The sequence below is a fragment of the Lactiplantibacillus paraplantarum genome (assembly GCF_003641145.1).
Lineage (GTDB): Bacteria > Bacillota > Bacilli > Lactobacillales > Lactobacillaceae > Lactiplantibacillus > Lactiplantibacillus paraplantarum.
On record NZ_CP032744.1, the window covers coordinates 2,105,705 to 2,131,138 of the forward strand.

Here is a 25,434-nt window from a genome sequence, read left to right on the forward strand (position 1 = left end):
CACCATCCTTTTCAGCCATAACTACTTCGCAGCGGCAGCGGTTGGCTGGAATTGTTCTGCAAACGCATCTAAGGCACTATTCATTTGATCAGCGTCTGGTAACTTCTTGGTTGCCAGAATCGTATCAAACAAATCTTGATGACTAGCGCGAATAAATTCAAACAATTCGTTTTGATAACGGGCAATATCACTAACTGCCACTTTATCTAAATAGCCGTTGGTCAAAGCATATAAAATCATAACTTGTTCTTCAACCTTTAATGGTGAATGAACTGGTTGTTTTAAGACTTCAACGATTCGTTGCCCACGGTTTAACTTCGCTTGCGTTGCCGCATCCAAGTCAGAACCGAATTGTGAGAATGATTCCAATTCACGATAAGAAGCCAAATCCAGACGTAACGTCCCGGCAACCGACTTCATCGCTTTAATTTGGGCATCCCCACCAACCCGAGAAACAGAAGCCCCGGCATCGATCGCTGGCCGTACACCAGAATAGAATGAATCGCTATCCAAGAAGATTTGACCATCGGTGATTGAAATAACGTTGGTTGGAATGTAAGCTGAAATATCCCCAGCTTGCGTTTCGATAATTGGTAAGGCCGTCATTGAACCGCCACCCAATTCATCACTCAACTTAGCAGCCCGTTCAAGCAACCGTGAGTGCAAGTAGAAGACATCCCCAGGATAAGCTTCACGACCTGGAGGACGACGGAGGATCAAGGAAAGTTCACGATAAGCCGTGGCTTGTTTTGAAAGGTCATCATAGACGATCAGAACATGCTTGCCGTTCATCATAAATTCTTCACCCATCGCTGCCCCAGCATAAGGAGCTAAGTACAGTAATGGCGCTGGTTCAGCAGGTCCGGCAGTAACGACGATTGTGTAATCCATCGCACCTAATTTCTTCAACGTTTCAACTTGGGCCCGTACCGTTGAATCCTTTTGACCAATTGCGACGTAGACACAAATCATGTCTTGGTCCTTTTGATTCAAAATGGCATCAATGGCAACGGACGTCTTCCCAGTCTTACGGTCCCCGATAATCAATTCACGTTGACCACGACCAATTGGTACTAAGGCATCAATGGCCTTAATCCCAGTTTGAAGCGGTTCACTAACTGATTGCCGTTGCATAATGCCAGGCGCTTTATGTTCGATTGGCCGCGTATTCGTGGTCTTAATCTCACCTAAACCGTCAACTGGTTGACCTAATGGGTTAACAACCCGGCCAATCATGGCGTCCCCAACTGGAACTTCCATGATCCGACCAGTCCGCTTAACAGTATCGCCTTCACGAATACCATCAAAATCCCCTAAAACAACGATACCAACATCGTTGCTTTCGAGGTTTTGTACCATCCCGTAAACTCCGTTACTGAATTCGAGCAATTCACCTTGTAAGGCATTGTCGAGTCCGTGAGCACGGGCGATCCCATCACCAACATAGGTGACAGTACCGGTTTCAGCAACTGAGAGCTCAGTTTGATAACTTTCTAATTGTTGTTTGATTAGAGCACTGATTTCTTCAGATTTAATGCTCATAAAAGTTTCACCTCTTCGTAAACTAATTGTTGATGAGTGCTCGTCTTAAATTCGTTAGTTGTAACGCAACGCTACCATCAAACGTTTGATTATTTGACTTCACAATTACACCGCCAATGATTGCTTCATCGACTTTACGTGACAAAACAACCTGATTGGCACCAACGCGTTTGGCGAATGCCTTTGCGATAGCATCAGCTTGCTCATCTGACAACTTGACCGCAGACGTTACTTCGGCATGCACTATTTTGCGACTCTCATCGAAACGTGCCTCAAACGCGTCAACAATGTCGACTAAGTTCGACATGCGGCCGTAATCATACAACATTTGAATAAAGTTTTTAATGTATTCTGAAGCGTGGTCAGTCAAAGTTGACAACGTTGTCTGTTTTTGATCAACCGGAAGCAATGATCCTGAGAGGACCTCTGCCAATTGCGGGTTGTCGACAAAGACTTGCCGTAATTGCTTTAATTCGGCCAGGAATGCTTCGGTCTGATCTTTTTCAACTGCAAGTTCAAAGAGTGCCTTTGAATAACGACTTGCAATTGTAAGATTATCAAGACTCATGCTTTCCCAACCCTTCAATATACGAATTAATTAATGCCTGTTGGCCTTCCGGATCCAATTGCTTCTTAATAATCTTCGTAGCAATGGCAACCGAAATGTCAGCGACGTCTGATTGGACGTTCTTCAAGGCATCTTGACGCTCCTGTTCAATATCCTTACGTGCGTTTTGTTTATACTGCGTTGCTTCGTTTTGCGCATCGGCAACGATGGTTGACCGTTGCTTCTCGCCACTCTTCTTCGCATCCGCCACGATTTCACTGGCTTCAGCGTGTGAGTGTGACAATGCGTCACGACGTTGATCCGCTAAATCACTAGCTTCTTGCCGCGATTTTTGCGCTGAATCAATATCATTTGCAATTTTGTCTGCCCGATCAGCCATCATTTTCGTGATGGGCTTCCAAGCAACCGCTGAGATCAACGCCATCAAGACGATGAAACTAATCCCAATAAACAACATATCACCAAGGTAGAGACCGGATGCACCGATAATTAAATGCGAGAGCATCTAATGACACCTCCTTCTTTCATTTTCATTAAAATGAACTCGTTGACCAATGATTACTTGTTCATAACCATCAAAGCAACAACGAAGGAAATGATAGGCATTGATTCAATCAACCCAACACCGATGAACATGTTAGTCCGTAATTGACCAGATAATTCTGGTTGACGGGCCATCCCTTCAAGCATCTTAGAAATAACCAAACCGTTACCAATACCAGCACCTAAAGCGGCACCAAACATAGCAATACCTGCAGCAATTGCTCCCATAATCTGTGTATCCTCCTTAAAATTAAAAAACTAGAAATTATTCCTCGTCGTTAACCTTCTGAGAAATATAAACTGAAGTCAAGGTTACGAACACGAACGCTTGAATGCTCCCGATAAACACTGAGAAACCTTGCCATAAGAGTTCAATTGGAAATGAGTAAACATAGCTCAACCAACCGTTACTCTTTGCCAAATCAGCAACCTTCGTTAGTAACATTTCACCAGCAAAGATGTTCCCGAACAGCCGAAGCCCTAAAGTTAGGAAATCGGTAAATTGTTCAAAGATGTTAATAACCGAGAATACCGCGAAAGGCTGCGTATATTCTTTCAAATAACCGCCCATACCTTTCTTACGAACACCAGCGGCATGCGCAAGTGCCACGGTCATAAACGATAACGTCAAAGTCACAATCGGATCGGCGGTTGGACTCTTCAGATACGTGTACTGCCCGACCTGAACATGAATGAACAATCCAAGTTGGTTAGCAATGAAGACGAAGAGGAATAACGTAAATGCGTACAAACCGAAGTTAGCCGCTTCATTCCCCTTAATCGAACCTTTGACAATGCCATTCGTGAACTCGATGAGCCACTCCAGCACATTTTGTCCACCCTTGGGCTTCATAGTTAAATGTCGCGAAAGTAAAAAGACAAACAAGAACACAATCAGACAAGTCACGATTACTGAAATGTCATTCGCGATATTAAACGTCAGTCCAAGGAATTTGACTGTAGGAACTGGATCACCCACTGAATATCACCTCTTTCCTTTAATTTCGGTGCTACGATAACCTTAACCTTTGAGTCAGTCAACGTCAATTTTATCGTAACCTGAAATGGTAGATTGGGGTCACCCCTAATCAAAATACAAAGGTAATAATACCACCACCGTCGAAAAAATTCAAAATAATTTCAACTTTTCATCAATCAATAAAAATCCAACGATACCAAGCTTTCATTAAGCTTTCAAATCATTGGATTTTCATCATCTCGACTTTATTTTCATCTTGGTACCGACATATTATCGGCTACTTCTCATTAACCGCCGTCTTTGGCAGTACAAGGTTCATCGCAATTCCTAATACCGTCGCAACTGCTAGACCACTAAATTGAAAACTTCCCATTTGTAAGTAAGCATTCCCAATTCCAATTACTAGAATGGCTGATGCAATCATTAAATTGCGCTTTTGGTTAAAATCAACTTTATTATCAATCAAGATTCGCATCCCACTAGAAGCAATCACCCCGAATAATAGAAAACTAACACCACCAATAACTGGGGACGGAATACTTTCAATCAACGCCGATAGTTTACCAACAAAGCTGAAAACAATCGCAAAGAAGGCCGCGCCACCGAGAACATAAATGCTATGGACCCGCGTGATAGCCAGCACGCCAATGTTTTCACCGTAAGACGTTACAGGGGGGCCACCAACAAATCCAGCAATAATTGACGCCGTCCCATCACCAGCTAACGTGTGGTTCAAGCCAGGATCTTTGAAGAAATTCCGCTTTGTCAGCTTATTTAGGACCATAATGTGCCCCATATGCTCCGACATTGTCACAAAAGCAATCGGTGCCATACTTAAGATGGCACCCCAGTAAATTCCAGGATGGTAGCTAATAAACGGCAATTGAAAGGCGGGCATTGCAAACCACTGAGCCTTTTCGACTCCTGTAAAGTCAACAATTCCTGCTAACACAGCAATGATATAGCCACAGACGATTCCCAACAAGATCGGTACCAGGCTCATAAAGCCACGTAAATACATGTTGAAGATCACCGTCAATAACATGGTTGCCATGGCCACACCAAAGTATTTAATATCATAACTACTCCCATTAATGGTCGCATCTTTGGCCGCCGTACCAGCAAGCGACAACCCAATCACCATAACAATTGGTCCTACAACAATGGGTGGTAATGCTTTATCAATCCAATCAGATCCGATCAGCGTGACTAGTAAGCTGACCAGCAAATAAACACAACCGACCGCTACGGTCCCTTGTGCAATCGCCGGATACCCCGCCGTCTTCATTAAAGACTGCATCACCACGATGAACGAAAAGCTTGAACCCATGTACGCCGGAATCTTCCCACGTGTAATTAGAATGTACATTAACGTGCCAACACCAGAACTAAACAGTGCAATTCCGGGATTCAAACCAACTAAGATTGGGACCAATACAGTTGAACCGAACATTGAGAACAGATGTTGCACTGACAGGCCTAACCAACTACCCAATTTCGGTCGGTCATGAATATCTAATACGACTTCATCATTATGAAACGCCGCTTTTTTTGCCATAACGCACCCCTTTTTACTAATGATTGCAAAACAAAAGACAGCCCACCACTCAAAGCGGCTAGGCTGTCCGAAATTACGCACGACTCCCTTAAAAAGCGTCCGTCCGTTCATCCTTTTCAGCCTCTCTGAGCTAAATTAAAGGAACTGTTTAATTGCAATCAGTCTACTCGTCTCAAGATTAATTGTCAACTTAATCTTTGAACACACTTGATTCGTAAATCGTCACAGTAAAAAAACAACATAACATTTGTTACCAATTCTCTTCAAAAATGATAATGTTTGCTTATCTGACAGTCACCACGAACCGGCAACACGCCTCATTATTAACTACAAAATAGTCTCTGAACTCACTCAAGCACAGACGGTTAACGTCAATAACTACCTATAATATAGAAAGAATTGGCAATAATTATCGCAATTAAAAAGGCAGCCCCCCAAGCATGGCCTGGCGGTGCTACCTTTTTTCACAACTTACTTCGTACCAAATAACCGGTCGCCAGCATCGCCCAACCCAGGGACAATGTAGCCATCTTCGTTCAAATGGTCGTCGAGTGCTGCCGTATAAACGTCAATGTCTGGATGCGCTTCTCGAAGTGCTTTAACACCCTCAGGAGCCGCCACTAAACACATGAACTTAATATTACTTGCGCCACGCTTTTTCAACATATCCATTGCCATGATGGCTGAACCACCAGTGGCTAACATTGGATCAACGACAAACAATTGCCGTTGCGAAATATCAGTTGGCAACTTCACGAAATATTCGACCGGTTTCAAGGTCTTTTCATCCCGATACATCCCAACGTGCCCAACTTTCGCTGCCGGAATCATGTTCAAGAATCCGTCAACCATTCCTAAGCCAGCCCGTAAGATTGGCACAATGGCAACTTTCTTACCAGCCAACGTCTTTTGCGTCGACTTAGCAATCGGTGTTTCAATCTCAATGTCTTTCAACGGCATATCACGTGATACTTCGTACGCCATCAACGTTGAAATCTCATTAACCATTTCCCGGAAGACCTTCGTACCACAGTTCTTTTCCCGAATGATCGTCAATTTATGTTGAATGAGCGGATGATCCAAAACCTCAAACTTACCCATGTTGCTACGCACACTCCTTAGTAATTTCTTTCTATTGTAGCTAATTTAGAGAGAAAAAACCAGACCTGATATAAATTACTTAATCAACATCGATCGGGTGCTTAGCCGTTAAGGCCATTGCTTGTTGTTTGACATCATCTAAGTTTGCTTGATCTGTCGGTGCTTGTAACGCTTGCAGAATCAATTCAGCTACCTTAGTTGCATCAGCTTCATCAAACCCACGAGTTGTAATGGCCGGCGTTCCTAATCGAATACCAGAAGTCTTAAAGGCACCGAGCGTCTCATTAGGAATTGCTTCTTTATTCACCGTAATATAAACCGTATCTAACAGATCTTGTACTTGACGTCCGTTCAAACCGGACTTAGTGACATCAATCGTCATTAAATGATTATCAGTCCCGCCAGAAATGACCCGAACCAAATCAGAATCGTTAAAGACTTTGGCCATAGCCTTGGCATTATCAATAATCTGCTGGGCATAAACTTTAAATTCAGGCTGTAAATCTTCGCCCAAAGCAATCGCTTTACCTGCAATCACATGATCCAATGGGCCGCCCTGATTACCAGGGAAAACGGCTGAATTGATCTTCTTACCATACTTTTCTTTTGCTAAAATCATGCCACCGCGGGGACCGCGTAGCGTTTTATGCGTAGTGGTTGTGACCACGTCAGCATACGGCACCGGGTTAGGATGCAAACCAGCTGCCACTAAGCCGGCAATATGAGCCATGTCAACCATCAGCAGCGCACCAACTTGATCGGCAATCTCACGAAACTTCTTAAAATCAATCAGACGACTATAAGCAGACGCACCAGCGACGATTAACTTTGGTTGAAATTCTTGTGCTTGGGTAAGAATCGCATCATAGTCAAGCTCTTCGGTCTCGGGATTAAGCCCATAACCTTGAAAATCGTAAAGTTTGCCGGAAAAGTTCACACTGGACCCGTGTGTTAAATGGCCCCCCGCGTCTAGTGACATTCCCATCACGCGATCACCAGGTTGAATCAGTGCCATATAGGCGGCTGCATTGGCCTGTGAGCCAGAATGTGGCTGTACGTTGGCGTATTCTGCACCAAATAATTTCTTAGCCCGTTCAATCGCTAAGGTTTCCACTTGATCCACATATTCGTTACCACCATAAAACCGGTGGCCCGGATAACCTTCAGAGTATTTATTTGTCAGCACACTCCCCTGTGCCGCCCGGACACCCTTCGAAACGATATTTTCAGAAGCAATCAACTCAATATTGTGTTGTTGCCGTGCCTGTTCCTTACTAATCGCAGCCCATACTTCTGGATCTTGTTCTTGGTAATTCATGAATAAATCTCCTCCATTTCACAAGTGACAACTTTCGGGTTTTCCCGACTTGCAATCATTATACACTAAAATGTGTTTGTCCGGCAGATTTATTTAATCGGTTCATATAGGCAAGCCCTAATCCTTTATTTTCAAAGGCTTGACACAAAATATCCTTAATTTTCGTTTCAGTATCAAAGTGCCGCAAGCCAGCGAACAGCTTTCGACTAGCCGACTGAATATCATCTCCAAGCGAGAATTGTTCGCAATTAGCTGGAATTAGATTGTTAGTTAATATACCATCAGTTGCCATAACACCCATTGGAATCTCCTGTTGAGCGGCCCACGCTAATGCTTGTGGCCAATCTTCCGAGCGATCAACGATATAAACTTGGGCGTTAGGCGCATAGTGTTTGTATTTCATTCCAGGAGCCTTAGGCACTTCCGTAGCGCCCACATGGTGTAATTCAGTTTGAACCGGCATGCCAATCACCTGCTCAATCGCTTCCGGTGTTACGGCACCGGGCCGCAGAATTGCCGGTTGATCGGTCGAAAGATCCAATACCGTGGATTCAACCCCAACCTTCGTCGGACCATCATCCAGAATACCAGCAATTTTACCGTGCAGGTCGTGCAACACGTGTTGTGCCGTCGTTGGACTCGGCTTACCAGATGTATTGGCAGACGGTCCTACGATCGGCGTTTCGGCCGCACGAATCAAAGCTAGGGTCGCATCATTATCAGGATTACGAAAAGCAGCGGTCGCTAGCCCACCCGTAACTTCTGGTGCCAATGCATCTGGCTGCAATTTAAAAATCATCGTCAACGGTCCCGGCCAAAAGGCTTTAATTAGTTTCTTGGCTGCTTCCGACAACGGCTGAGCAAACCGTTCGACTGTCTCCACATCAGCAACGTGCACGATCAAGGGATTATCACTCGGGCGGCCCTTAGCCAAGTACACTTGCTTGACGGCATCCACATTCGTTGCATCGGCCCCCAACCCATAGACCGTTTCCGTTGGGAATGCCACTAACTGCCCTGCCGTCAATAATGCGGCAGCGGCCGGAATCTCATCCGGCGTATATACTTTCGTTTCCATAATTCGTTAAAACCTCTACTTTATTATTAATCCATTGTTATAATCAAATAATCTTCCTTATTATTACAATCAAATAGCCTTCGTTATTATTTACATTTTGGACTAGTCAACCCATCACGAATTCTGATTAATCGAAGTGCCAGTATCAAGATATTCAATAACTAATTGTGCCAAGATCGGTGGTCGTTCATCAGCCATTCGAGCGGCTTACCGAAACGTGCTCTGTGCCACTGAAGCCTGTGCTTGCTACGCCACTGAATCAATACCCAGACCGCATTCATTCGGTGGCTAGGCTCAACCCACTGCCCTTCACACTATTGAGACTGGAGGGGCTGGGTGACAATGCTCAGTAGCCAAATTATTCTTAGCTGGAAGCGGGTTACTTCCGGCTTAGAATAAGACTCGCATTTGAGATGACGCGGGTTATGCGTGAGCTCAAATCGACGTCGGCTGCGTTCCAGCAATTGGCACCCAGCCCCGGAGGTCGGAATAGGACGCGCATCGGCTGACGAACAGGAACCAGACTTAATCGGCACACTTTAATCAGAATTCATCCCAAATAACACTAACACCAAAGACATCGATATTAATGCAACACCCAACTATCGCTGATTTGCCGCCATATCGACGCGAAGCATTCGGTCATGGCCAGCCATATCTTGTCGCAGCGTCACCGTTGCGTCAGGTAATGTCTGCGTAAATAGCTGTTGTAGGGCCGCCCCCTGATGATAGCCAAACTCCAAGTATAAGCGACCGGTTGGGACCAAATAATCGGCAACCGTCGCGGCTAACCGTTCATAAAGCGCCAGCCCCTCATGAGCAGCAAATAGTGCCGTCTGTGGCTCATAGTCTAAAACACTCGCATCCATGACATCTTTTTCACTCGTTGCAATGTACGGCGGATTGCTCACAATAACATCAAATGATTGCTGAGACACATCAACTAGTAAATCACTGTGAACCAATGAAACATCTAGCCGTAAGTGGTCCGCATTCGTTTGGGCTACCCGTAGTGCCGCTGTTGAAATATCGCTAGCCGTAATCTCCCACGCCGGGCGCTCATGTTTCAAGGCCAAGGCAATTGCCCCCGACCCGGTACCAACATCTAAGAGGCGCACCGGTGCCGTCTCAGGAATATCGGTTAAAATCCAGTCTACCAATTCTTCGGTTTCAACTCTAGGAATTAGCACTGCCGGATCAACTTGCAATTCCAGGCCATAAAACGGCGCGTGGCCTAGCACATACTGAACCGGCTCACCAGCTACCACCCGGTCAATTCCCTGCTGATAGGCCTGCCAGATGTTCGTTGGTAAAGAATCACGGTAATGAATTAATAATTGGGTCTGATCCAGACGACTCAATCCTAACAACAAAAAACGAGCACTGTCCGTGGGCAATTGGGCCGTCTTTAGACAAAAAGAAGCCCACTGCTGGGCTTCAAAGTAAGTAGGCTGATCAGGCTTAATCATTAGTTAAACGCTCCATCTTTTCGGCTTGGTCAGCTAGAACGAGGGCATCAATAACTTCGTCCAGTTCACCGTTCATGACCCGGTCAAGTTTATTGAGTGTTAACCCAATCCGGTGATCCGTGACGCGGTTTTGTGGAAAATTGTAAGTCCGAATACGTTCGGAACGATCACCCGTCCCAACGGCCGATTTACGTTCAGCATCATATTCGTTTTGTTCCCGTGATTGATAATAATCGTAAACGCGTGCCCGCAAGATTTCCATTGCTTTAGCCCGGTTTTGTTGTTGGGACCGCTGATCCTGCATTGAAACTACGATTCCAGTTGGTAAATGGGTCATCCGCACCGCCGAAGACGTCTTATTGATATGCTGACCACCAGCACCAGATGACCGGAAGACATCCGTTCGAATATCCTTTTGGTCAATATCAATATCAACATCTTGTGCTTCTGGCATCACCCCGACCGTTGCTGTTGAAGTGTGCACCCGGCCAGCTGATTCAGTCACTGGCACCCGTTGTACCCGGTGAGCACCACTCTCATACTTCAACTTTGAATAAACCTTATCACCAGAAATAATTAACACAATTTCTTTAAAACCGCCGACTTCAGTTTCATTACGGTCAGCGACTTCTACCTGCCACCCTTGCCGCTCTGCGTACTTCGAGTACATGTTGAAGAGGTCAGCTGCAAACAAGCTGGCTTCATCACCACCAGCGGCACCGTGAATTTCCATGATGATATTCTTATCATCGTTAGGATCTTTAGGCAACATCAGTAACGTGATTTCATGTTCCAACTGATCTTTTTCTGCGTTGAGGTTCTTTAAATCATCTTTGACCATCGCATTCATTTCATCGTCAAGCTTTTCACGAAGCAACTCATCATTTTCTTCAATCTGACTCGTAACTTCCTTATAGTGATTATACTTTTCAACGGTCTCACGAATATTACCCATTTCTTTAGATAACTTCATGAATCGTTGTGAATCTGAAATGACTTCCGGATCACTTAACAATTCACCGAGTTCTTCATACCGATCAGCAACGGCTTGTAACTTATCAAAAAACTTATCCATTCTCAGTTAATCCTCACTTTGTTAATTTCGGCGGGTAAAAATAATGATGACGACAAACTGGGTAGTACGCCTCATTACCCCCGATTTGAACTTGTTCGCCTTCATAGACTGGCTGACCATCGTGGAACCGTAAATTCATAATTGCCTTTTTACGACAAAACCAGCAGATCGTCTTCATTTCTTCAATCTTATCAGCATATAATAGCAGGTACTTGCTGCCTTCAAACAACTCGTTGCGAAAATCGTTTTTCAAGCCAAACGTCATGACTGGAATCTTCAACTTATCCACAACATTGGCTAACTCTAAGACATGATGTTTCTTCAAAAACTGGGCTTCGTCAATTAAAACGCAGGCCGCGTCTGGATTAGTCTGACTAACGACATCGAAAACATTCGTATCGTCAAAAACTGGTGTTGCTTCGCGTTTCAGGCCAATTCGGCTTGCAACGTAGCCCACGCCATCACGATTATCTAAGCCACTCGTTAGGATGATGACCGACTTATCTTGTTCCTCATAATTATGGGCAACTTTCAAAATTTCAATGGTTTTACCACTGTTCATCGCGCCATACCGAAAAAATAACTGTGCCAAGCGACTCATTCCCCTTTTTTACACATTTCTAGTCAATTATAGCGGATTTGGCCGTGAATTTCAGCATTCTGTCATTAAAACTAATTAACGAATTGATAATATGCAGTTAAATGGCGGGAGTATCACTTTTCTTTTAAGGACGTTCAGTATAAAATACTTGAGAGTAGGACATTTTGTCCGGTGATTATGATTTTAATACCCAGTTGTCACTTTTGTTAATGATATCCGGGTAAATCAAGAATTAGGGGTACCGATAACTTATGTCAATTAATAGTACATTAGCCACTTGGACAGGTAAATCCGCGTACTGGTTTTTACACACTTTCCGTGGCGGTGGGAGTTCCCTCCCTGGCAAGTTGGCGCTGAAGCTTGATCCAACGATTTTAAAGCATCTCGCCAAGAACTACGACGTCATCGTCATCACTGGGACCAACGGCAAAACGTTAACGACCGCTTTAACGGTCAAGGTTTTACGTGAACAGTACCCTGACATTTTGACAAATCCAAGCGGATCCAATATGAAGCAAGGCATTGTCACGACCTTTTTACGGGCACCTAAAACCCATCAAAAGCCACTCGCAGTCCTAGAAGTCGATGAAGCTAACGTGATCATGGTCACCAAGTACATCACACCCAAAGCCTTTGTCTTCACAAATATTTTCCGTGATCAGATGGACCGCTATGGCGAAATCTACACGACTTATCAAAAAATCCTAGACGGTGTTGCCTTGGCACCGGAAGCCACGATTATTGCCAATGGTGACTTGCCGTTGTTCAATGCTCAACAATTGCCAAATCCGATCCTTTATTACGGGTTTGACTACCAGGCCGATCATGACCAACAAGCGCCGGCCAATACCGATGGCTTGTTGTGCCCCCGCTGTCAGCATATTTTACGTTATCATAGCCGGACTTATAGTAATATGGGGAAATATTACTGTCCTCACTGTGGCTTTGAACGGCCCCAGCTGACATACAAGCTAAATGCGCTGACTGAAATGACACCCACCAGTTCTGATTTCGAAATCAACGGGCAAGCCATGCACCTAAATATTGGTGGTCAATATAATATTTATAATGCGTTAGCAGCATATGCGGTCGGCCGCTTTATGGATGTCACACCAGCTAAGATCGCCCACGCGCTCAGCGACAACGACGAGCAAGTCTTCGGTCGCCAAGAAACATTTCACGTTGGCGAAAAAGATGTGACGTTGATCCTTGTGAAGAATCCAGTAGGTCTTAACCAGGTTTTACAGACAATCAGTACGGATGATCGTCCCTTCTCATTTGCCGCCCTTCTTAACGCTAACTACGCAGATGGGATCGATACTAGTTGGATTTGGGACGGCGACTTTGAAAAATTACCGTCATTAAATATTCCCGCCTATATTAGTGGCGGTGAACGTTATCGCGATATTACGTTTCGGCTTAAAGTTGCTGGCGTACCCGAAGATCAATTAACGGTTATTCCTGATTTAACCAACATGACGGCAGCAATTCAAAAACTACCAACTAAGCAAGTCTATGTCGTTGCAACTTACACGGCAATGCTTCAATTACGGAAACAACTTGCCAGCCAAGGCATTATTGATGGGGGGATGGCTTAACCATGACTTATACTTTGCATGCCGCACACCTCTACGGCGATTTAATGAATACGTATGGTGATATTGGTAATATTTTAGCTATGCGCTATTACGCACAGGCGGTCGATGCCGATATTACGGTTGACCTAGTCAGCTTAGATGATCCGTTTGACGCTGAAAAATACGACTTTGCCCTCTTCGGGGGTGGTCAAGATTATGAGCAAACCATTGTCTCCAAAGACTTACAGACGAAAAAAGATGCGCTGACCGCTTATATTGAAGCCGGGGGCCCGTTATTAGCAATCTGTGGCGGTTTCCAAATGCTGGGTCACTATTATATTGGTGCTCACGGCGAGAAAATTGCTGGCATCGGCGCATTAGATCACTACACGCTGAGTCAGGATAACAATCGCTTTATCGGTAACATCACTATTGAAAATGCTGAAACGCACCAGACCTACTATGGCTTTGAAAATCATAATGGTATGACTTTCCTTGGTGAAGGCGAACGTCCGCTGGGCAAAGTTCTTCAAGGCAATGGCAACAATGGTAAAGATCACTCTGAAGGGGTTATTTATAAAAATACCTTTGGTTCCTACTTCCATGGTCCAATTCTCGCCCGCAATGAAGCGCTCGCTAAACGAATCTTGAAGTTAGCCCTACAACGCAAGTATCCTAATGGTCATTTCGATGTGCTCGACCAGCTCAATGAAGACCTCACTAAAAACGTGGTCGTTAAACCTTAATAGATGGCAACAAAAGACACCACTGGACCGATGACTTGGTCAGTGGTGTCTTTTTGCGCAATCAACAAGATGCTTTAATAGCATATTTGTAAGCCCTGTCATTAGTGAACCCCTTTAAGCTATAATAAATATTTATATACTTTTAGATAGCGTTTAGTAATAAACTGATTACATCAGTCGAATTGCTAAAAAAGACTGATACCAGCTTGAGCCAGTATCAATCTTTTTTATCATATCAGGGGGTTAACTAATTAAGCCTTGGCCCCTGGTTCTGAGGCGATAATTTGTAAATCGCCCTTCAACGTCCATTGTTTAACATCAAACGGTAAGATAAAATGAATGCCTTTGCTCAGTGGATACTCTTGACCATCAACGGTAATGCTTCCTTGACCGGCTAGTACCGAGACCAACGTATACGGTGCCGTTCCCCGATTAAAGGTCGCTTGACCATCCGTTAACCGCCATTGCCAAACGCCGAAGAATGGTGATTGCACGTACTTTGTCACCGTAGCATCCCCAACCTGCGTCGTCGTAATGTCGAGATCAGGATCATGATGAGGCACATTAGTAGTATCAATTGATTGTTGTAAGTGGAGCTCCCGCTTTTGACCAGTCGTCTTATCGACCCGATCCCAATCGTACAGCCGGTAAGTCGTATCAGAACTTTGTTGCGTCTCTAAGACCATAATACCTTTACCGACAGCATGGATCGTCCCCGATGGAACATAGAGAAAGTCGCCGGGTTTGACGGGCACACGCCGCAATAACTTATCCCATTCTCCATTATTGATCCATTCAGCAAGTTGTTCACGGGTCTGCGCATGGTGTCCATAAATCATGGTGGCGCCAGGTTCAGCCGCAATAACGTACCAACATTCAGTCTTACCGAGTTCATGCTCATGTTCAGCCGCATAAGCGTCGTCAGGATGAACCTGAACCGATAAGTCTTCACTGGCATCCAAAATCTTCGTTAATAATGGGAAGACATCACCCTTGGCATTGCCAAAAACGTCCCGGTGTTCTGCCCACACCTGATCCAACGTCAAGCCGGCATACGGGCCGTTTTCAACAGTCGCTGGGCCATGGGGATGAGCTGAAATAGCCCAACATTCACCAGTATGGTCACTGGGAATATCATAGTCAAAATCATCATGTAACTTAGTCCCACCCCAAATTTTTTCATGAAATACGGGTTTTAAAAAGTACGGTTCACTCATAAGGTTTACTCACTCCATTGCTGAATTTAATATCTAAATTTTAGCATACATGAAAGCGGTTGTGAAACCGAACCAACTAATTTGTAACCGTATCCGCCAACCACGCTGCAATTAATTGTCGGCGGGCTGGCAAGAAAGTCTGGTTATTAGCAACTGGATGGACCCGATTAGATAGAAAAACAAATCCTTGTTGTCGCTGACGATCGAGCATCAGCAACGTCCCTGTATAACCGGTATGAAAAATGACGGGGGCTGTCTCAGCCGGACGGTGCCATAGATTCCACCCAAAACTTCGGCGTAGATGCCGGTTGGGCGTCCAATCTTGATACAAGTTCGCAATCGTGGCCTGTGTCAGTACGGTAGGAACATCAATTTGCCCGAGCATCAGTTGAGAAAAACGAACTAAATCAGCGACACTCGCAAATAAACCGGCTGAACCGCAATGCTCGCCTAAGACTTGCGCCTTGGGATCATGGACAATCCCCTGCAATAACCCAGTTTGGACTGAATACGTCGTCGGTACGACTTTCTCGCGGCTTGGTTGGAAACTCGTATGCCATAGTCCCAATGGTCGTAAAACGCGCTCGGTAATAAGCGGTTGAATGGCCTCACCCACGATCCGTTCAATCACCTGACCCATGATGATCAGGCCTAAGTCAGTATACACGACGCGATGATTGCGATTACGATTACTGATTGGCAGCTGTTGCAACGCTGCTAGTAAGGCTTCTGCTGATAGTGCATTTCGATTGGGGATATACCCACTTAGTCCACTCGTATGTGTCATTAAATTACGACTTGTAATCGTAGTCGATTGCAAGGAGGGCAAATAATCGTGCACGGGCCGGTCCATTTCAAGTAACCCATTCTGGATCAACTGTAACGCGACAGTCGTTGTCCCCACGACCTTAGTGACCGAAGCCAAATCATACATGGCATCCGCCCATAATGGCTTAATCGTCGGTTTCACCTGAGCCACTCCCATCTGACCAGTATGTATCTCCGGCCCATCGATCAGAGCATAGCTTGCCCCCGGAATCACTCGCTTTTGGACCATCTCGTTAATTTGTGCTTCAGTTCTCTTAAAAGTTCCCATTAATTTATTCATTCTCTCTTATTAGGATCATGATACAGATGATGCCAACGCTACTCAGTCGCACCGCTTGGTATCAATTACAATCACCGTATTGCGTTAATTATCATTAATACCGAACGCGGTAAAAAGTGGTGGCCTGTACGTAAATGTCGGTATATCAGCAGATCCAGTATAACTAGCTTCCATCGACACACTACCATCGCGATTCTAACCTCAGCCCTTGCCACCAAACAACCGTGGCAAAGTTACCAACCAATAACTAATCAATGCAAGTCCACCAATGATAAGTAGCCATTGCTTCGGCACCAACTGATGATTATACAGCAAAGTGCAGCTCACCAGTATCCCCGTACTGACCCATTCAATCGCTTGCCAATGTTGGTTACTCCATTTTATCATTTTGCCAACCCCTTTATTTTAGCGTCTTTTCAACGTCCCGACATTACCAACCACAATCTTTAACTAACCGTAATAGCCCCTAACTGAACAACCACTGTCTTGTCAAAAAAACACGCAATTAAACTGTACCTTTCTCATTCACAATACCACGCATAATCTAACTACGCATACAAAAACGACTTTAGCCCACTCGCATAACGAGTGCCACTAAAGTCGCCATTTAATCGCACTAATAATAACGTACTTAGTCTAATTCAACTTTCTGAACCCAACCTTCAGGCGCTTCTCGATCGCCAAATTGAATGCCAGTCAATTCGTCATATAATTTTTTGGTGACTGGACCAACTTCCGTTTCACTGTAGAACACGTGTAACTTTCCTTGATGTTCCAAGCCACCAATTGGCGAAATAACAGCAGCAGTTCCGCAAGCACCCGCTTCAGCAAAACGATCTAGATCATCAATATAGACATCGCCTTGCTCCGTCTTCATGCCAAATTTATGTTCTGCCAAGTAGAGTAATGAATACTTCGTAACAGATGGCAAAATTGATGGTGATTTTGGTGTGACGAAAGTGCCGTCCTTGGTAATACCAAAGAAGTTAGCTGACCCAACTTCTTCAATCTTGCGATGCTCAACCGGATCAAGATAAACACAGTCAGAAAACCCATTGGTATGTGCTTCTTGACCTGGGAATAAACTAGCAGCGTAGTTTCCACCAACTTTGTAAGCCCCAGTTCCTTTATGAGCTGCTCGATCATATTCAGACGTTGTAAAGTTCGTCGGCGTCATCCCACCTTTAAAGTAACTACCAACTGGCATTGCAAAAACCGTAAAAATATATTCTTGAGCGGGATGGACCCCAATATTACCGCCAACCCCAATCATTAATGGCCGTAAATATAAGGTCGCGCCCGTACCATATGGTGGGACGTAATCTTGATTAGCCTTAACAACTTGTTTAACGGCATCCACAAACATATCCGTTGGCACTTGTGGCATTAACAACCGTTCACAACTAGTCTGCATCCGTGCGGCGTTGCGGTCCGGCCGAAACAACTGAACACTGCCATCCTTAGTCCGATAAGCCTTCAAACCTTCAAAATCTTGCTGACCATAGTGCAATGCTGTTGAGCCTTCACTAATATGTAAAGTTGCATCCCCCGTTAATTCCTTTTTGTACCAAGCACCATCTTTCCAATACGCACGGTAACGGTACGGAAGATTCCGGTATTCAAACCCCAAGTTGTTCCAGTCTAATTGTACATCTGCCATATGCTTCGACTTCCTTCATATGTAATTTTTCAAATTAATTAATTTGAATTTAATTAAAAGATTAATAGTTAATTAGAACTTTGTCAAGAGGCATTAAAACATTTCCGACGTTCAAGTTATTTTTTGGTATAATGGGGGTAAATTTAGCAAAGGACTGGTTCGTTGTGGCTAGTAATTCAGATTCAATTTATAACGTTATGTTCTACATCGCCCATCATCCAACTGAAATTCAATTTACCCAACCAGAATATACTAACGTTGTCCGCATGGGTGTTCCCGACCGAATCAAAGTCGCCAATCCCGACATTTATTTCCCTGACAACAAGTTATTAGTCAATCGCTTCCAAGACGATTTTGTGGCTAAAAACGGTAATTTACTCGATTTTTTCTTCGATTACACGGAGAAAAAAGTGCCTAATTACCATGAAGTCTGGGTCTCATCGGCGCACTTGCCGGCTAAGCATTTATACTTCTTAGAGCTGTCATTTGAATAATTAACATGCTCCCCCGATAACCAAACTTCCTCGCTACTGAAATAGGCCCATCACCAAAAATACCCGCCATAGATTAGCAACCTAATCCGTGGCGGGTATTTTATGCTTTATTAAAACTAAGCATCAAACCTTACTTAGTCATAAAGATGTATAGATCAGCAGCTGAGACCCCAATCGTAAATCGCACACCTTTTGAAGTGATTGGATCGATCGTCGTCGTACTACCATTATTATCCTTGGTTTCTTTTTGGAACTGCTTCATAACCGTCTTAGCATTGGCACCCGTTGTGGTGGTCATTAAAGCAAACGCGGTTCCAAAATTCTTTTGACGCGTCTTATTCTTAAAAGCCTTGGTTGGAACGATCATTGCCGCTCCTAACACATCACCTTTTTGAACATTCAAACGAATTTTATAATCCTTAGTTGTTAACACATTGGTAATCCCATTACGGGGTGTCTTCGTTGGTAACAACTGGGATTTGACCTGCTTTTTAGCCGTCGCCATTGCTGCGGCAACTTGTTTCTGAGTCGTTTGCAAACTAGCGGCTTGCGTTTTTAGCTGGGCTGCCGCCGTTTGCTGAGCTTGTAACGTTTTCGCTCCCGTCACAGCCGCTGTACCACCGGCCTTGATTTGTGCCTGTGCTTGTTTGACTTTAGCCTGAATCGTCGCCTGTTGCTTTTTAAGCGCAGCACCCTCAGCCTGCAACTTTTTCGCGGCTTTCTGATCAGACTTGCTTAATTTGGAAGCAATCAACGCCTGATTATAAGTCGTTGCCATCTTTTGATAGCCAGCTAACTTCTTGGCCCCTTGCACGTGAACCGTAGTGGTATCCGAACCAGCCTTAATCTTCACCGTCTGGCGGGTTGTCTTGGTCGGAACTTGAATAACAAACGTATGATTATGCACCGCCGCCGTTTTCGTTTGTCCACCATCAAGCTGATAATGAATCGTTTTGACATTGGATTTTCCCTTAACGGCCGCCACTAACCCGTTTGGTTTGTATGTGGTTTTAGTCGTTGATAAAGTTGTCTTACCGCAACCCGCTAACAATAATGCTAGCGCACCCGCGGTAACGGCAACCATTGCTGTTTTCCGGAACAATTGACACCCCTCCTTTAGTTGAGACTAATATTACCAGTGAATTGACTATTATATAGATCCGCATAGAACCCATTTTGAGCCATTAATTGTTCATGCGTCCCAGTCTCAACCACTGATCCATGGTTCATCACAATAATGTTATCGGCACCTTGAATGGTAGACAACCGGTGCGCCACTACAAAGCTAGTCCGATTCTTCAACAGACGTTCCATGGCGTGTTGGATATGAACTTCAGTCCGCGTATCGACAGAACTCGTTGCTTCGTCCAGAATTAAGATTTCCGGATTAGCAACAAACGCCCGCGCAATCGTCAACAGTTGACGTTGACCTTGTGAAATATTCGAAGCTTCTTCGTTCAAAACCGTTTGATAACCATCTGGCAACTTACGAACGAAACTATCAACGTGGGCTGCCTTAGCCGCCGCATAAATTTCTTCATCCGTAGCGTCCTCACGTCCATACTTCAAGTTATCAAAAATCGTGCCCGTAAAGAGCCAAGTATCCTGCAGCACCATTGCAAAGTGTGAACGCAAGTCTTCACGATGTAAGTCCCGTGTATCGGTCCCATTTAACTTGATGGAACCACCTTTAATATCATAAAAGCGTTCCAATAAGTTAATGATCGTGGTCTTACCAGCACCAGTCGGCCCAACAATGGCCACCTGCTGACCGCGTTTAACATCCAGATTATAATCCTTCATTAGTAAAGCATTATCTGCATAACCAAATTGCACGTGTTGCAAGCTAATTAAGTTATCACTATCTGGTTCGGCTGGTAAGTTTGATTTAGTTTGCTTCATTTCTTCTTCATCGAGCACTTCAAAGACCCGTTCAGCAGAAGCTACGGTTGATTGAATCGTGTTCAACAAGTTCGCCATTTGTGAAATTGGTTGTGAGAACTGTTGTGTATATTGTAAGAAGGCTTGAATATTCCCAAGTGAAACATTCCCATTCGCCACATCAATCCCACCAATAATCGCTACGAACACGTAACCAATGTTATTCAGGAACATCATTAATGGCATAATAATCCCCGAAATAAATTGAGCCTTCCATGCAGATTGATAATAGTTATTATTTTGAACTTCAAAGTCATCGATGGCGTCCTGTTCCTTATTGAAGCTTTTAATAACCACATGACCAGCATAGTTTTCTTCAACTTGGTTATTCAGTAATCCCAGACTCTTTTGTTGCGTTCCAAAGAATTTTTGCGATTTTGGTGCAATCACACCAACCACGACCACACTCAATGGAATCGTCACTAATGCAATCAACGTTAACTTCCAACTAATTGTCAGCATCATCCATAGGGTCCCGATAAACGTTACGGTACTTGTGACCGCTTGAGTCAAGTTTTGTTGCAATGTGTTGGCAATGTTATCCATATCATTGACGGCCCGACTCATAATGTCACCATTTGAATGGGTATCGTAATATGAAATCGGCACCTTTTGCATCTTACCTTTAAACGAACGCCGTAGCTTATAAACCGTCCGTTGTGAAATTCGGGTCATGATGTACTGTTGAATAAAATTAAACAGTGCCGAGGCCAAGTACATGATCAAAACAATCATAATGATTTGGCCAATTTTTTCAAAGTTGATCGGGTAACCAGATTGGCTGATACCAGCTTTTTGTTGCGCGGCCCCCTTCATAATCCCCTTATAAAGTTCAGTCGTTGCTTTACCTAAAATCTTAGGTGTCCGAATCTGGAAGATCACGGAAGCAATGGCAAAAATCATGACCACCGCCAAACCGACCCAGCGGTCTGACATGTAGCGCATTAATCGAATCGCCGTTTTCCAAAAACTCTTAGGCTTTTCAACCAGTCCAGCATGACCACCAGGGCCGTGGCCACCAGCGGGACGGGCAGGCTTGGTTGAACTCGTATTCTTTTCGCTCATTACAGCTGATCCTCCTCTCGTAATTGTGACTTCATAATTTCTTGATAAACTTCATTATTAGCTTTTAATTCAGCATGGGTACCTTTACCGACCAATTTACCATTATCAAGTACCAAAATCAGATCAGCATCCGCTACCGTTGCAATCCGTTGTGCCACAATCACAACGACACTCTGTTGAATTTGCTTATCTTGCCGTAATTCAGCCCGTAATTGTGCATCAGTTTTAAAATCTAATGCTGAGAAGGAATCATCGAACACGTAAGCAGAAGCATGCTTGACCAGGGCACGGGCAATCGCTAACCGTTGCCGTTGACCACCAGAGAAGTTACCCCCACCCTGTTCAACGTGCGCATCCAAGCCGCCTTCTTCTTTTACGAAGTCCGTTGAGCGAGCGATCTCTAAAGCGTGCCAAATTTCGTCATCGGTTGCATGCTCGTTCCCAAACTGCATATTTTCACGAATAGTCCCCGTAAACAAGGTTGCCGTCTGCGGTACAAATGAAACCGCTTGATGCAACTCAGCTAATTTCAACTGCCGCACGTCCGTACCATCTAATTTAACTGCACCACTTTCGATATCATAAAATCGTGGGATCAGATTGACTAAGGTCGTCTTCCCAGAACCGGTACCACCAATAATAGCAACGGTCTGGCCAGAATGGGCCTTAAAATCAATATCTTCCAGTGCCAATTGTTCCGCACTTTGATACCGATAGTTCACATGATCAAATTCAAGACTGTGTTCAGTTGCGGCTGGTAACGTTGTTGCTTTTTCAGGATCAGTAATTTTAGGTTCAATGTTCAAAACTTCTTGAATCCGAGAAGCAGAAGCGGCTGCCCGTGGGATGAACGCAAACACCATGGCCAGCATCATGAAGCTCATCAGCACTTGCATCGCATAAGTCATGAAAGCAATCATATTCCCAATTTGCATCGTTTGACTACTGATCAACTGGCCACCAAACCAAACAATGGCCACGTTAGTTCCACTCATGATCAAGGTCATTACCGGGTATGCTAAAGCGACGATCGTATTAACCTTAATTGCGTTATGCGTGTAATCTTGGTTGGCATCTTCAAAGCGATCCTGTTCAAACTTATCTTGACGGAATGCGCGAATCACCCGCACACCAGTTAAGCCCTCACGGAAAACCAGGTTAATGCGATCAGTCTTAGTTTGCATCGCTCGGAAAAGTGGAATTGCAAATCCCATAATCAAACCAATAAAAATTAGCAATACCGGAATGGAGACCACGAAGATCCAAGTTAATTCGTGACTCTTAGTGTACGCTAAAAAACTGGCCCCGACTAACATGATGGGGGCCATGATCATCATCCGCAACGCCATCATGGCGACGTTTTGAATTTGGACCACGTCGTTGGTTGTCCGAGTAATCAATGAAGACGTCTCAACTTTATCGAATTCATCATTCGAAAAATTAATAACCTTCTTATAAATATCCGACCGTAAGTTTTTCCCTAACTGTTGTGATGATCGCGCCGCTAAAAAGACGTTCCCAAATGCTGCCACAACTGATAACAATGAAAAACCAATCATTTCAAAACCAATTTTCCAAATATAACTAATGTCACCAGTGGCAACCCCATTGTTCACAATATTAGATGTCAAACTAGGCAAATTTAAGGTCGCAATCACTTGCACGATCATAAATAAGACCGCACCAATCACCGCAGGATACGAAATCCGACCTTTTGCTATTTTAAGCATTTACACGCTCCCCTTCATTCATTATTAAATTAATAATGCAGTATATTAATCTAACTAAAAACGGTCTGTTTGTCAACCATCTTTACAAGTCTCACGCAAACTATTGTAACGCACTCATCGCAGTTTAGCACCTAAAAGGGTTTAAGAATTTCTTAAGCTCAGCGTCATGATGACATAAAAAAAGCACTACGTTATCAATGCGATAACATAGCGCCAGACTTGGCATTAAGCTAGTACTTCTTGAACATTTCTGGGAACGTTAGTCGTTGACACGGCTTCCCAAGCGTTCACGTTTTGCCCTTTAGTTTCAATTTTTAAATAGTGCCGCTGCTTTAGACGGTGATCCGCCGTAAATGTTAACCAGCGTTGATTACCTTGTCCGTCGCTAGTCAGCACCCGATACGTGTACACATCCTCCCCCATCTGGCCGGTGGTATGACTCACGGCCGAATTCGTTCGACCATAGACTGTCTGTACCTTAACTAACGGGTTCAGATTATCAACTGCCATCGCTAACTCACTCCCTTGATTCTTCGTTATCGTCGGCGTAATTAGCAACGTACCTACACTAAGCATTACAATAACTAACAACAAACCAATAACCCCTTTTTTATTCATATATATTGTCCCCCAAAATTAATTATTTTGTTAAGCGTATCGAAAGCCCGACCTTCTGGCTACCTTAACTACACTTTCTTAACTAATTTTGTAAATTACTAACCAAGTTTGATTTTCCTTAACTATTAAGGAAGTTATTTTAACAATGTCTCAATAATTATCGCGCTTTTGAAGCTAATCCATTAGAATAGGTAGTAGTTTTCAATTATGGGGGGATTATCATGCACAGACGGGGTATCAACTATTTATTAAGCTTAATCACGACACTTGGCCTCTTAGCCGGCTGTCAGGCTGCTTCACCGGCAACTAAACAAGCCAGTAGTCAATCATCTAAGGCTAGTTCCAAAAGCACACACAGCACAATTAAACACCAATCACCGGCACACCCTTATCAGCATTGGCATGCCGTCAAAGTGGTCCACTTGCCGATCCTGATGTATCACAGTATTTCCAGCGGGAACCAGTTACGTGTCCCTGCCAAAGAATTTCGGGCAGAGATGACGTACTTAAAAACCCATGGGTACCGGACATTGACTGCTAATGAAGCCGTCTACGCTTTAAAACATCGGCGCCTTCCACAAAAGAAAGTTGTCTGGGTCACGCTCGATGATAGCTACAAGGACAACATGACAGCGGCTTGGCCAATTTTAAAACAGACGCACCAACATGCCACCATCAATTTCATCACCGGCTTTACCCATAAAAAGAATCACTTAACTTTAGCCGATGCCAAGCAGATGCAGGCTTCCGGCAATATTGACTTTCAAAGTCATACCGTTCGCCATTTAGACTTAAATAACTTAACTTACCAGGTCCAATTAACCGAATTATCGAGTTCAAAAAAATGGCTCGATCATAATTTACAGCAAAATACTCAAGTTATTTGTTACCCGGCTGGACGTGCAAACAATCAGACGATTAAAGCCGATAAACAGGCTGGTTACCAATATGCGCTGTCAACGGCACCTGGCATCGCCACTAGCGCACAGAACGCGTACAACCTCACTCGACAACGGGTCGTACCTGGAATGTCGCTCACGGCCTTTCAGACACTATTAACGACTACCAATGAATAGTTGTCGTCGATAGTAACTCAAGTTTCCGGTTAATTGACCTGTACAAACGTGGTTCACTGATAACCGTCATTGGCTAGGCTACAACTTTCTTAAATTGTTTGGACCCATACTAGGTATTCGTCCTTTCAATCGATTTGAGATCACTCGATAAGTATTCAAAATGATATGGGTCAACATAAAGATGCGATGACTAGCTTAAATTCATCAACACCAAATATTAGCGCCGTCATCTGGCAGCAATAGCAAAAAATCAAGCGTCAGAATGTTGAAATATCAACATTCTGACGCTTGATTGCTTTCCATTAATTATCGCTTTATCACCCGCACGGTAGTTATACCATCATAGGTAGCACGTAACAAACCATTGGTA

General features: G+C 44.1%; 24 protein-coding genes. 4 read left to right on the forward strand and 20 right to left on the reverse strand.

Features of this window, described 5'->3' with window-relative positions:
* Nucleotides 1-21: 21 nt before the first annotated feature.
* The 12 genes from atpA to LP667_RS10455 all read right to left on the reverse strand — a co-directional run bounded on the left by atpA (nucleotide 22) and on the right by LP667_RS10455 (nucleotide 11,823).
* Nucleotides 22-1,542, reverse strand: coding sequence for a F0F1 ATP synthase subunit alpha (atpA, locus tag LP667_RS10400; protein ID WP_021732596.1), 1,521 nt, complete (start codon nucleotides 1,540-1,542; stop codon nucleotides 22-24).
* A gap of 22 nt (nucleotides 1,543-1,564) precedes the next feature.
* Nucleotides 1,565-2,110, reverse strand: a complete 546-nt coding sequence (gene atpH / locus LP667_RS10405; protein WP_021732597.1) for an ATP synthase F1 subunit delta — start codon at nucleotides 2,108-2,110, stop codon at nucleotides 1,565-1,567.
* On the reverse strand, nucleotides 2,100-2,615 hold the full coding sequence (atpF, locus tag LP667_RS10410) for a F0F1 ATP synthase subunit B (protein WP_021732598.1): 516 nt from the start codon (nucleotides 2,613-2,615) through the stop codon (nucleotides 2,100-2,102). The genes atpH and atpF overlap by 11 nt, the downstream gene beginning before the upstream one ends.
* A 53-nt stretch (nucleotides 2,616-2,668) precedes the next feature.
* Complete coding sequence (gene atpE / locus LP667_RS10415; protein ID WP_003639224.1) at nucleotides 2,669-2,881, reverse strand: F0F1 ATP synthase subunit C; 213 nt, start codon at nucleotides 2,879-2,881, stop codon at nucleotides 2,669-2,671.
* Between the two features lie 37 nt (nucleotides 2,882-2,918).
* Nucleotides 2,919-3,632, reverse strand: coding sequence for a F0F1 ATP synthase subunit A (gene atpB, locus LP667_RS10420; protein WP_021732599.1), 714 nt, complete (start codon nucleotides 3,630-3,632; stop codon nucleotides 2,919-2,921).
* Nucleotides 3,633-3,909: 277 nt separating this feature from the next.
* Nucleotides 3,910-5,190 carry a solute carrier family 23 protein gene (locus LP667_RS10425; RefSeq protein WP_021732600.1) on the reverse strand — a complete coding sequence of 427 codons (1,281 nt, stop codon included), beginning with the start codon at nucleotides 5,188-5,190 and terminating at the stop codon, nucleotides 3,910-3,912.
* A 471-nt stretch (nucleotides 5,191-5,661) separates the two neighbouring features.
* Nucleotides 5,662-6,291, reverse strand: coding sequence for a uracil phosphoribosyltransferase (upp, locus tag LP667_RS10430; protein ID WP_021732601.1), 630 nt, complete (start codon nucleotides 6,289-6,291; stop codon nucleotides 5,662-5,664).
* A gap of 79 nt (nucleotides 6,292-6,370) precedes the next feature.
* A complete protein-coding gene (gene glyA, locus LP667_RS10435; protein ID WP_021732602.1) occupies nucleotides 6,371-7,609 on the reverse strand; it encodes a serine hydroxymethyltransferase in 1,239 nt (412 codons plus the stop codon).
* A 58-nt stretch (nucleotides 7,610-7,667) separates the two neighbouring features.
* Entirely contained in the window at nucleotides 7,668-8,687 is a 1,020-nt protein-coding gene (locus tag LP667_RS10440) for an L-threonylcarbamoyladenylate synthase (RefSeq protein ID WP_021732603.1), read from the reverse strand.
* A 602-nt stretch (nucleotides 8,688-9,289) separates the two neighbouring features.
* Nucleotides 9,290-10,156, reverse strand: coding sequence for a peptide chain release factor N(5)-glutamine methyltransferase (gene prmC / locus LP667_RS10445; protein ID WP_021732604.1), 867 nt, complete (start codon nucleotides 10,154-10,156; stop codon nucleotides 9,290-9,292).
* Nucleotides 10,149-11,231 carry a peptide chain release factor 1 gene (gene prfA, locus LP667_RS10450; RefSeq protein ID WP_021732605.1) on the reverse strand — a complete coding sequence of 361 codons (1,083 nt, stop codon included), beginning with the start codon at nucleotides 11,229-11,231 and terminating at the stop codon, nucleotides 10,149-10,151. The genes prmC and prfA overlap by 8 nt, the downstream gene beginning before the upstream one ends.
* Before the next feature lie 13 nt (nucleotides 11,232-11,244).
* Nucleotides 11,245-11,823 (reverse strand): thymidine kinase, encoded by a 579-nt coding sequence (locus LP667_RS10455; RefSeq protein ID WP_033609657.1) that lies wholly within the window; start codon nucleotides 11,821-11,823, stop codon nucleotides 11,245-11,247.
* A 260-nt stretch (nucleotides 11,824-12,083) separates the two neighbouring features.
* On the opposite strand from LP667_RS10455, the gene LP667_RS10460 reads away from it, so the two are divergent.
* Complete coding sequence (locus LP667_RS10460; RefSeq protein ID WP_021732607.1) at nucleotides 12,084-13,430, forward strand: Mur ligase family protein; 1,347 nt, start codon at nucleotides 12,084-12,086, stop codon at nucleotides 13,428-13,430.
* Nucleotides 13,431-13,432: 2 nt separating this feature from the next.
* A complete protein-coding gene (locus tag LP667_RS10465) occupies nucleotides 13,433-14,155 on the forward strand; it encodes a type 1 glutamine amidotransferase (protein WP_021732608.1) in 723 nt (240 codons plus the stop codon).
* Between the two features lie 251 nt (nucleotides 14,156-14,406).
* Here the strand turns inward: LP667_RS10465 and manA are convergent, their stop codons facing one another.
* The 4 genes from manA to LP667_RS10485 all read right to left on the reverse strand — a co-directional run bounded on the left by manA (nucleotide 14,407) and on the right by LP667_RS10485 (nucleotide 18,140).
* Nucleotides 14,407-15,372: a mannose-6-phosphate isomerase, class I gene (gene manA / locus LP667_RS10470; RefSeq protein WP_021732609.1), complete on the reverse strand. Its 966-nt coding sequence runs from the start codon at nucleotides 15,370-15,372 to the stop codon at nucleotides 14,407-14,409.
* A gap of 76 nt (nucleotides 15,373-15,448) precedes the next feature.
* The gene (locus LP667_RS10475) at nucleotides 15,449-16,468 is read right to left on the reverse strand and encodes a serine hydrolase domain-containing protein (RefSeq protein ID WP_050584288.1); all 1,020 of its coding nucleotides are present in this window, start codon (nucleotides 16,466-16,468) and stop codon (nucleotides 15,449-15,451) included.
* 213 nt (nucleotides 16,469-16,681) lie between these two features.
* Complete coding sequence (locus tag LP667_RS10480; RefSeq protein WP_021732611.1) at nucleotides 16,682-16,867, reverse strand: hypothetical protein; 186 nt, start codon at nucleotides 16,865-16,867, stop codon at nucleotides 16,682-16,684.
* A 244-nt stretch (nucleotides 16,868-17,111) separates the two neighbouring features.
* Nucleotides 17,112-18,140, reverse strand: coding sequence for a branched-chain amino acid aminotransferase (locus LP667_RS10485; RefSeq protein ID WP_033611961.1), 1,029 nt, complete (start codon nucleotides 18,138-18,140; stop codon nucleotides 17,112-17,114).
* 131 nt (nucleotides 18,141-18,271) lie between these two features.
* Here LP667_RS10485 and LP667_RS10490 point away from each other — a divergent pair, with 131 nt between their 5' ends.
* Entirely contained in the window at nucleotides 18,272-18,634 is a 363-nt protein-coding gene (locus tag LP667_RS10490) for a hypothetical protein (protein WP_021732613.1), read from the forward strand.
* Between the two features lie 130 nt (nucleotides 18,635-18,764).
* On the opposite strand, the gene LP667_RS10495 is transcribed toward LP667_RS10490, so the two are convergent.
* The 4 genes from LP667_RS10495 to LP667_RS10510 form a co-directional block, all read right to left on the reverse strand.
* Entirely contained in the window at nucleotides 18,765-19,736 is a 972-nt protein-coding gene (locus LP667_RS10495) for a hypothetical protein (RefSeq protein WP_021732614.1), read from the reverse strand.
* Nucleotides 19,737-19,750: 14 nt separating this feature from the next.
* On the reverse strand, nucleotides 19,751-21,640 hold the full coding sequence (locus LP667_RS10500) for an ABC transporter ATP-binding protein (protein WP_021732615.1): 1,890 nt from the start codon (nucleotides 21,638-21,640) through the stop codon (nucleotides 19,751-19,753).
* Nucleotides 21,640-23,370, reverse strand: coding sequence for an ABC transporter ATP-binding protein (locus LP667_RS10505; RefSeq protein ID WP_021732616.1), 1,731 nt, complete (start codon nucleotides 23,368-23,370; stop codon nucleotides 21,640-21,642). Before LP667_RS10505 ends, LP667_RS10500 begins: the two co-directional genes overlap by 1 nt.
* A 225-nt stretch (nucleotides 23,371-23,595) precedes the next feature.
* Nucleotides 23,596-23,988 carry a YxeA family protein gene (locus tag LP667_RS10510; RefSeq protein WP_021732617.1) on the reverse strand — a complete coding sequence of 131 codons (393 nt, stop codon included), beginning with the start codon at nucleotides 23,986-23,988 and terminating at the stop codon, nucleotides 23,596-23,598.
* A 221-nt stretch (nucleotides 23,989-24,209) separates the two neighbouring features.
* Between LP667_RS10510 and LP667_RS10515 the strand changes: the two genes are divergently transcribed.
* Complete coding sequence (locus LP667_RS10515) at nucleotides 24,210-25,064, forward strand: polysaccharide deacetylase family protein (RefSeq protein ID WP_021732618.1); 855 nt, start codon at nucleotides 24,210-24,212, stop codon at nucleotides 25,062-25,064.
* Nucleotides 25,065-25,434 lie beyond the last annotated feature (370 nt).

Excerpts from the sequence above, each read along its gene's own strand:
- atpA (WP_021732596.1), bottom strand. The coding sequence starts at position 1,542 with ATGAGCATTAAATCTGAAGAAATCAGTGCTCTAATCAAACAACAATTA.
- atpH (WP_021732597.1), bottom strand. The coding sequence starts at position 2,110 with ATGAGTCTTGATAATCTTACAATTGCAAGTCGTTATTCAAAGGCACTC.
- atpF (WP_021732598.1), bottom strand. The coding sequence starts at position 2,615 with ATGCTCTCGCATTTAATTATCGGTGCATCCGGTCTCTACCTTGGTGAT.
- atpE (WP_003639224.1), bottom strand. The coding sequence starts at position 2,881 with ATGGGAGCAATTGCTGCAGGTATTGCTATGTTTGGTGCCGCTTTAGGT.
- LP667_RS10425 (WP_021732600.1), bottom strand. The coding sequence starts at position 5,190 with ATGGCAAAAAAAGCGGCGTTTCATAATGATGAAGTCGTATTAGATATT.
- upp (WP_021732601.1), bottom strand. The coding sequence starts at position 6,291 with ATGGGTAAGTTTGAGGTTTTGGATCATCCGCTCATTCAACATAAATTG.
- glyA (WP_021732602.1), bottom strand. The coding sequence starts at position 7,609 with ATGAATTACCAAGAACAAGATCCAGAAGTATGGGCTGCGATTAGTAAG.
- LP667_RS10440 (WP_021732603.1), bottom strand. The coding sequence starts at position 8,687 with ATGGAAACGAAAGTATATACGCCGGATGAGATTCCGGCCGCTGCCGCA.
- prmC (WP_021732604.1), bottom strand. The coding sequence starts at position 10,156 with ATGATTAAGCCTGATCAGCCTACTTACTTTGAAGCCCAGCAGTGGGCT.
- prfA (WP_021732605.1), bottom strand. The coding sequence starts at position 11,231 with ATGGATAAGTTTTTTGATAAGTTACAAGCCGTTGCTGATCGGTATGAA.
- LP667_RS10460 (WP_021732607.1), top strand. The coding sequence starts at position 12,084 with ATGTCAATTAATAGTACATTAGCCACTTGGACAGGTAAATCCGCGTAC.
- LP667_RS10465 (WP_021732608.1), top strand. The coding sequence starts at position 13,433 with ATGACTTATACTTTGCATGCCGCACACCTCTACGGCGATTTAATGAAT.
- manA (WP_021732609.1), bottom strand. The coding sequence starts at position 15,372 with ATGAGTGAACCGTACTTTTTAAAACCCGTATTTCATGAAAAAATTTGG.
- LP667_RS10475 (WP_050584288.1), bottom strand. The coding sequence starts at position 16,468 with ATGGGAACTTTTAAGAGAACTGAAGCACAAATTAACGAGATGGTCCAA.
- LP667_RS10480 (WP_021732611.1), bottom strand. The coding sequence starts at position 16,867 with ATGATAAAATGGAGTAACCAACATTGGCAAGCGATTGAATGGGTCAGT.
- LP667_RS10485 (WP_033611961.1), bottom strand. The coding sequence starts at position 18,140 with ATGGCAGATGTACAATTAGACTGGAACAACTTGGGGTTTGAATACCGG.
- LP667_RS10490 (WP_021732613.1), top strand. The coding sequence starts at position 18,272 with ATGGGGGTAAATTTAGCAAAGGACTGGTTCGTTGTGGCTAGTAATTCA.
- LP667_RS10500 (WP_021732615.1), bottom strand. The coding sequence starts at position 21,640 with ATGAGCGAAAAGAATACGAGTTCAACCAAGCCTGCCCGTCCCGCTGGT.
- LP667_RS10505 (WP_021732616.1), bottom strand. The coding sequence starts at position 23,370 with ATGCTTAAAATAGCAAAAGGTCGGATTTCGTATCCTGCGGTGATTGGT.
- LP667_RS10510 (WP_021732617.1), bottom strand. The coding sequence starts at position 23,988 with ATGAATAAAAAAGGGGTTATTGGTTTGTTGTTAGTTATTGTAATGCTT.
- LP667_RS10515 (WP_021732618.1), top strand. The coding sequence starts at position 24,210 with ATGCACAGACGGGGTATCAACTATTTATTAAGCTTAATCACGACACTT.